The following is a 7,380-nucleotide window of genomic DNA, read 5'->3' on the forward strand; positions in this document are numbered from 1 at the left end:
CAACGTGGCGGTGACGCAGCTGGACCAGATGACGCAGCAGAACGCCGCGCTGGTCGAAGAGAGTGCCGCCGCCGCCGAGAGCTTGAAGGACCAGGCCAGCCGCCTGACCGAAGTCATCAAGATCTTCCGCATCGACTCGTCGCAGGCCCTCAGCGCGCCCGCCGTGGTGGCGAAAGCCGCCAACACCTTCAAGCCGGTGGCCCACAAGCCCACCAGCATCAAGCCGGCCAGCGCCAGGGCCGCAGAGCCGAAAGCCCTGGAGCTGGCCGCGCCGGCAGAGGCGCCGAAGCGACCCACCGTGGCCGCAGCGCCTGTGGCGCGCCCGGCACCGGTTGCAAAGCCCGCCGTGGCCGCCGGTGCGGAAGGCGACTGGGAAAGTTTCTGACCCACGCACCCCACAGGCAAGCCGACACCGGACCACAAGAAGACGAGACAACAGACCATGCAACAACTGATGCGACAGTTCTCCATCCGCAGCCGAATGATGGGCGCCATCGGCGTCGTGCTGATCCTGTTGACGATGGTCGGCGGCGCCGGCTTGTGGGGCATGGGCCGGGTGCACGACCTCAATGTGGAGTTTGTCGATCACGCCTTCGAAGAGACGCTGACCTTGTCGCGTCTGCAGGTGGCGCTGGGCGACATGGGCCGCTACGAGAAAGACATGATCATCGGCTACGAGAAGCCCGAAGAAGTCGCCAAGGCCAAGGCGCAGTGGCAAGGCGCGCGCGACGCTGCCCTGCAGCAGATGGACCACATGCTCGTGGGCGAGGAAGACGGCGACAACGTGGTCGTGCGCGAGATGAAGGAGCAGCTCACCGCGTACACCAACGCGGTGGAGCCGGTGACGCGCCAGCTGGCCGACAGTGGCTACGACACTGCCACCGTGGCCAACCGCATGCTGTCCCGCGCGCACGAACAGTACGCCGGCATCCTGGCCAACCTCAAGCGCGTGGAAGACGTGCTCAAGGTCGAAGCGGCCACGCTGCAGCAGGCGGGCGAAGACACCAGCAGCCAGACCCTGATGATTTTTGGTGTGGCGCTGGCGCTGGCCGCGCTGGTGGTGGTGCCGACCACGCTGGCCAACATGCAGAGCATCTGCCGACCGCTGGATCAGGCCCAGAGCCTGGCCACAGCCATCACCAACGGTGACCTCACACGCCCGGTGCAGGTGAACGGCAAGGACGAACTCGCTGCCCTGCTGCAAGCCCTGGGCGGCATGCAGGCCTCGCTCTCGCGCATCGTCGGCGAGGTGCGCAACAGCACCGACAGCATCGGCACCGCCAGCGAACAGATCGCCAGCGGCAACCAGGACCTGAGCGCGCGCACCGAGCAGGCCGCCAGCAACCTGCAGCAAACCGCAGCCAGCATCGACCAGATCAACATCACCGTGCGCCAGAGCGCCGACTCAGCGCACCAGGCCACGCAAATGGCGGTGGTCAACGCCGAGGTGGCGGTGCGCGGCGGCCAGGTGGTGAGCCAGGTGGTCACCACCATGAACGAGATCAACCAGAGCAGTCAGAAGATCGGCGACATCATCGGTGTCATCGACGGCATCGCGTTCCAGACCAACATCCTCGCCCTGAACGCGGCGGTGGAAGCCGCGCGGGCTGGTGAGCAAGGCCGTGGCTTTGCCGTGGTGGCCGCCGAGGTGCGCAGCCTGGCGCAGCGCAGCGCACAGGCCGCCAAAGAAATCAAGGTGCTCATCGAAGCCAGCGTGGGCAAGGTCGAAACCGGCTCGCGCCTGGTGGCCCAGGCCGGCAGCACCATCGGAGAGATCGTGGCCAACGCCGAGAAGGTCTCGGCCTTCATCAGCGACATCACCACCGCCGCCCAGGAGCAGTCGCAAGGCATCGGCCAGGTCAACGCCGCCGTGAGCCAGCTCGACCAGATGACGCAGCAAAACGCTGCGCTGGTGGAAGAGAGCGCTGCCGCTGCAGAGAGCCTCAAGGACCAGTCGGCTCGCCTGGCCGAGGTGGTGCGGGTGTTCCGCCTGTCGGGCGCGGCGCACGCCTGAGGCGCCTGGCCCCCTCGGCCAAGGCGCACCGCAGCGCCACGGACGTGCCGCTCTGCCTATACTGCTCTGGGTAGTGTCCCGGTCTTCACGGGGCGCCCCGCTGGAGACCGCCGCCATGAACGCCCGCCTTCCCCACGCCCCGCCGCCGCTGGACCCCACAGCGCTGCAAGCCCACATCGACGCCGCGTGGGCGCAGACCATCATTCCCGAGCTGGTGCGTTATATCGAGGTGCCGGCCAAGTCCCCCGCGTTCGACCCCGACTGGGCCCGCCATGGCCTGCTGGACCGCGTGCTGCGCGGTGCCGCCGACTGGGTGCAAGCGCAGAAGGTCGAGGGCCTCACGCTGGAGGTGATCCAGCTCAACGACGCGCACGGTGTGCCGCGCACGCCGGTGCTGTTTTTTGAAGTGCCTGCCAGCGCGGGCAAGGACGGCACGCCTGCGCCGGCCTCGGGCCAGACCGTGCTGATGTACGGCCACCTCGACAAACAACCCGAGTTCACCGGCTGGCGCAGCGACCTCGGCCCCTGGACACCCAAGATCGACAACGGCAAGCTCTACGGCCGTGGCGGCGCCGACGACGGTTACGCGGTCTACGCCAGCATCGCCGCGCTGCAGGCGCTCAAGGCCCAGGGCGCGGCGCACCCGCGCATCGTCGGCCTCATTGAAACCTGCGAAGAAAGTGGCTCGGGCGACCTGCTGCCTTATGTGGATGCGCTGCGCACGCGCCTGGGCGACGTGGGCCTGGTGATCTGCCTGGACAGCGGCGCCGGCAACTACGACCAGCTCTGGCTCACCACCAGCCTGCGCGGCATGGCCAGCGGCGTGCTCAAGGTCGAGATCCTCACCGAAGGCATCCACTCGGGCGATGCGTCGGGGCTGGTGCCGTCGAGCTTTCGCATCATGCGGCAGGTGCTCGACCGGCTGGAAGACAGCGCCACCGGCCGCCTGCTGCCCGCCAGCTTCCACTGCGAGGTGCCGGCCGAGCGCTTGGAGCAGGCGCGGGTGACGGCGTCCATCCTCGGAGACGAGATTTACAAGCGCTTCCCTTGGGCGCACCACGACTGCGGCGGCGCCACCGTGTTTGCGCTGCCCACCACCACCGACCCGGTGGACGCGTTGCTCAACCGCACCTGGCGGCCCACGCTGTCCGTCACCGGTGCCGATGGTTTCCCCGAGATGCGCAACGCCGGCAACGTGTTGCGGCCCTACACCGCCTTCAAGCTCAGCCTGCGCCTGCCGCCATTGGTGGACGCTCCAGCGGCCGTGCGCGAACTCAAGGCGCTGCTGGAAGACAACGCCCCCTACCAGGCGAAGGTCACGTTCGACGGCGAGGGCGCGGCCAGCGGCTGGAACGCGCCGGCCACCACGCCCTGGTTCGAGCAGGCCCTGCAGGACGCTTCGCAGGCGCATTTTGGCGCGGGCTGCGGCACCATCGGCCAGGGCGGCACCATCCCGCTCATGAACATGCTCAGCCAAGGTTTCCCCACCGCGCAGATGATGGTGTGCGGCGTGCTCGGCCCCCGGAGCAACGCACACGGTCCCAACGAATTTCTTCACCTGGACTACGCGCAACGCCTGACCGCCACGGTGGCCCAAGTCATTGCCCGCATGCCCTGAGCACAACCCGTTTCATTCTTTTTCCTGCGCCGACATGACCGACACGACCCAGGCCCCCTTCACCCTGCGCGACGGCCTCAACCTGGCCCTGTACGACTGGCCGCTGCCGATGCGCCGGCGCCCGCGTGGCGTGGTGCTCATCGTGCACGGTCTGGGCGAACACGCCTGGCGCTACGACGCGGTGGCGCGCCGCCTCAACGACTGGGGCTTTTTCGTGCGCGCCTTCGACCAGCGCGGCCATGGCGATTCGGGCGGTGCCCAGGGCGTGCTGCCCGACGACGACGCGCTCCTGGACGACCTGGCCGAGGTGCTGGACGACACGCGCCGCCACATCGCCGAGCCGTGGGCCTGTCCGCTCATCCTCATGGGGCACAGCATGGGCGGGCTGGTGACGGCCACCTTCGTGCAGCGCGGCATGGCCAGGATCGATGGTCTGGTGCTGTCATCGCCTGCGTTGCAGGCCGGCCTGGGTCTGGTGCAGCGCAGGTTGATCGATCTGATGTACCGGTACGCACCCAACAAGACCTTGTCCAACGGGCTGGACGCCAGCAAGATCTCGCACAACCAGGCCACGGTGGAGGCCTACGAAAAAGACCGCCGCGTGCACGACCGCATCTCCGCGCGGCTGGCGCATTTCATCGACAGCAACGGCCCCAACGTGCTGGCAGCAGCGCCCAGCTGGAGCGTGCCGACCCTGCTCATGTACGCGGGCGACGATCACCTGGTCAAGTCCGAGGGCAGCCGCGCGTTTGCCGCAGCGGCACCGCGCAACACGGTGCATTCGCAGGCCTTCGAGGGTCTGTACCACGAGATCTTCAACGAGGCCGATCCCTCGGCCGTGTTCGGCACCCTCAAGGCCTGGCTGGACGTTCAGGCGCCCCAGCCGAAAGCCGCCTGAAAAGTCTCTAGCGGCGCGGCTGCATCAGGCCGCCGAGCATGCCCATGAGGTCGCCCGCTGCCGGGTTGTTCTGGCCACCGAGCAGGGCACCGAGTGCGCCCAGGCCGTTGTCGGCTGGCACCTGGCCTTGTGGCGTGAGCTGGTCGATGAGGCCGGGCAAGAGATCGGCCAGGGTGCTGGACGCCTGATCCCGGTTGCCACCGAGCTGGGCGGCGATCATGCCCATGAGGTCGGGGCCGAGTGCCTGGCCCAGCTGGTCGGGATTCACCGGCTGGTTGGCGCCGGTGCCCACCCACGATTGCGCCGCTTCACCCAAGCCGGCCGACTGCAGCTTGGCCAGCAAACCTTGCAGACCGCCTGCGTTGTTGAGCAGGCTGCTCACCAGGGTGATCAGCAGCTGTGGATTCAGGCCGCCGGCACCGCCACCGGGTGCCGCGTCGGTTCCTCGCTGGGCGCCCATGGCGGCCTCGGTGGCCGCGCCGATCAAAGAGTCCAGCAATCCCATGGCGTGCCTCCGTGCGGTCGTTGAATCAGGTGGGATTGTGGGCCTGCCGACCGCGCCACGCAAGCCAGACCAGGGCCATGGCGGTGAGCGCCAGCGGCAGCAGCGAACCCACGTTGAGCCACTGCCAGCCCTGCGTGGTCACCAGCGCGCCCGAGGCGAACGAGGTGAGTGCCATGGTGGCGAACACGCAGAAATTGATGGCCGCCTGCGCGCGGTCTTTTTCCTCAGGCCGGTACGACTGCAGCGAGAGCGTGGTGCTGGCGGTGAAGAGGAAATTCCAGCCCACGCCGAGCAGGAACAGCGCGATCAGGAACTGGTGCAGTTCCACCCCCGAGAGCGCCATGGCCACGCAGGCCACATTGAGCGCCACACCCGTGCCCATGATGCTCAGCACACCAAAGCGCTTGATCAGGTGCCCGGTGAAAAAGCCCGGCGCGAACATGCCGATCACGTGCCATTCGAGCACCAGGGCGGCGTCTTCAAACGGGAAGCCGCAGACCTGCATGGCCAGCGGTGTCGCCGCCATCAGCAGGTTCATCACGCCGTAGCCCAGCGCTGCGCCAGCGGTGGCCACGATGAACACCGGCTGGCGCATGATCACGCCCAGCGGCCGGCCCCGGTCCGCGCTGGCGGCTTTGGGCGGCACCGGCGGAAAGCGCACAAACGCCATCACCGCCATGGACACCAGGGCCACCACCGCCAGCGACACATAGGCGCCCACGAACGGCACATCGAACAAGCTGCGCGTGCGGCTGGCCAGATTGGGGCCGAGCACCGCGCCCACCAGTCCACCGGCCAGCACCAGCGAGATGGCCTTTTCGCGGAACGCCGGCGCGCTGAGCTCGGCTGCGGCAAAACGGTAGAGCTGGCCGTTGGCGCTGTAGTAACCGGCGATCACGGTGGCGGTCACCAGCAGCCAGAAGTTGTGGTTCATCGCCGCCCAGGCGCACAACAGCGCCGAGCCCAGCGCCACCAGCAGCCCGATCTGGAACGACACCTTGCGCCCGAACGCGCTCTGCGTGCGCGCCACCAGCGGCGTGGACAAGGCCCCGCCCACCACGTAGCCCATCACGGGCAAGGTGGCCATCCAGCCCAGCGGCGCCAGCGACAGGCCCACCAAGCCGTTGATGGCGATGAACACCACGTTGTTGGTGAGAAACAGGCCTTGCGTGGCGGCCAGCAACCACAGGTTTTTGTTCATGCGTCCTCATACAGGTCGGCACCGCGCAGACGACATGAAAATGTCATCAAAATGACACGATTGCTATGTAATAAATAGCACTTGCACAAGATAAATCAAGCATTTCAAGCGCATCTTTTTTCAAAAGCACTCAAGTCCGCCGCTGAAAGCCCGAAAAACATGGAGAGGCCCCGTCGGGGCCACTGGCTTGTGGTCTGGACATCTCATGAATTGGCTTTCCCATATTTCGGTGCGCGCGAAACTGGCGCTTCTGCTGGGTCTTTGCGCGCTGGGCATCCTGGTCGTTGCCGCTGCGGCCTTGTTTGGTCTGCAGCGCGCGGTGGCCACCGGTCAGCGCCTGGTGCAAACGGAAGTCACGGCGGTGCGCTCGCTGGGTGATTTGCGCGCCGATGTGGGCAACATGCGCCGCTTCGAGAAAGACATGTTTCTCAACCTGGCCGACGAGGCCACGCTCACGCGCTACCACCAGAGCTGGCGCGAACAAGTGGCTTCGGGCCTGCAGCGCATGACCGTGCTCGAACCCTTGCTCGGACCCACGGAGCAGGCCGCGCTGCAGCGCATGCAGGCCGGCGTGAGCCGTTACCGCGATGCGGTCGAGCTCGTTCATCTGGGCATCTCTCGCGGCGAAATCAACGATCCATGGCGCGCCAACCAGGCCATGGAGCCCGCCAAGGCCGACGTGCGAGCCGCCGACAAGGCCTTTGGTGAGATCAGTGGCGCGGTGGGTGTGCGCGTGGATGCGATGGCGGGTCAGTTGGCCGAACTGCAGCAGCGTGCCGTGGTGCTCACCGCCGCCGTGGCGGTGCTGGTGCTGGGCCTGGCGCTCGCTCTGGGTCTCGCGATCAGCGTGCGGATCACGCGTCCGCTTGATGCAGCTGCCGATGCGATGGAGCGCGTGGCCACCGGTGACCTGTCCGGTGCCGTGCACGTGCAGGGATCGGACGAGACCGCCCGCGTGCTGGCCGGCGTCTTGCGTGTGCAAAGTGCCCTGACCAAGATGGTGTGCGAAATCCGCGGCGGCGTGACGGCGATGGGCCATGCGAGTGCCGAGATTGCCTCGGGCAACCAGGACCTGAGCGCGCGCACCGAGCAGGCGGCGAGCAACCTGGAAGAGACAGCGGCGAGCATGGAGCAACTCACCAGC

6 protein-coding genes and 1 pseudogene are annotated in these 7,380 nt (G+C 67.3%); 5 read left to right on the forward strand and 2 right to left on the reverse strand.

Going from position 1 to position 7,380, the window contains the following annotated elements:
• The 4 genes and pseudogenes from ACN4F8_RS19930 to ACN4F8_RS19945 form a co-directional block, all read left to right on the forward strand.
• Positions 1–385: pseudogene (locus ACN4F8_RS19930) on the forward strand (methyl-accepting chemotaxis protein); the annotation flags it as partial.
• 57 nt (positions 386–442) lie between these two features.
• On the forward strand, positions 443–2,014 hold the full coding sequence (locus tag ACN4F8_RS19935; protein ID WP_419475162.1) for a methyl-accepting chemotaxis protein: 1,572 nt from the start codon (positions 443–445) through the stop codon (positions 2,012–2,014).
• A gap of 115 nt (positions 2,015–2,129) precedes the next feature.
• Positions 2,130–3,632, forward strand: a complete 1,503-nt coding sequence (locus tag ACN4F8_RS19940; RefSeq protein ID WP_419475163.1) for a M20/M25/M40 family metallo-hydrolase — start codon at positions 2,130–2,132, stop codon at positions 3,630–3,632.
• A 34-nt stretch (positions 3,633–3,666) separates the two neighbouring features.
• Complete coding sequence (locus tag ACN4F8_RS19945) at positions 3,667–4,530, forward strand: alpha/beta hydrolase (protein WP_419475164.1); 864 nt, start codon at positions 3,667–3,669, stop codon at positions 4,528–4,530.
• A 7-nt stretch (positions 4,531–4,537) separates the two neighbouring features.
• Here ACN4F8_RS19945 and ACN4F8_RS19950 read toward each other — a convergent pair whose 3' ends face one another.
• Complete coding sequence (locus ACN4F8_RS19950) at positions 4,538–5,035, reverse strand: YidB family protein (RefSeq protein ID WP_419475165.1); 498 nt, start codon at positions 5,033–5,035, stop codon at positions 4,538–4,540.
• A gap of 25 nt (positions 5,036–5,060) precedes the next feature.
• A complete protein-coding gene (locus ACN4F8_RS19955; RefSeq protein ID WP_419475166.1) occupies positions 5,061–6,236 on the reverse strand; it encodes an MFS transporter in 1,176 nt (391 codons plus the stop codon).
• Between the two features lie 205 nt (positions 6,237–6,441).
• On the opposite strand from ACN4F8_RS19955, the gene ACN4F8_RS19960 reads away from it, so the two are divergent.
• On the forward strand, positions 6,442–7,380 hold a 939-nt coding region (locus tag ACN4F8_RS19960), incomplete at its 3' end, for a HAMP domain-containing protein (protein ID WP_419475167.1).

The organism is Hydrogenophaga sp. (assembly GCF_048549895.1).
Classification (GTDB): Bacteria; Pseudomonadota; Gammaproteobacteria; order Burkholderiales; family Burkholderiaceae_C; genus Hydrogenophaga.

Coding starts and splice junctions, on each gene's coding strand:
- ACN4F8_RS19935 (WP_419475162.1), top strand. CDS start 443: ATGCAACAACTGATGCGACAGTTCTCCATCCGCAGCCGAATGATGGGC.
- ACN4F8_RS19940 (WP_419475163.1), top strand. CDS start 2,130: ATGAACGCCCGCCTTCCCCACGCCCCGCCGCCGCTGGACCCCACAGCG.
- ACN4F8_RS19945 (WP_419475164.1), top strand. CDS start 3,667: ATGACCGACACGACCCAGGCCCCCTTCACCCTGCGCGACGGCCTCAAC.
- ACN4F8_RS19950 (WP_419475165.1), bottom strand. CDS start 5,035: ATGGGATTGCTGGACTCTTTGATCGGCGCGGCCACCGAGGCCGCCATG.
- ACN4F8_RS19955 (WP_419475166.1), bottom strand. CDS start 6,236: ATGAACAAAAACCTGTGGTTGCTGGCCGCCACGCAAGGCCTGTTTCTC.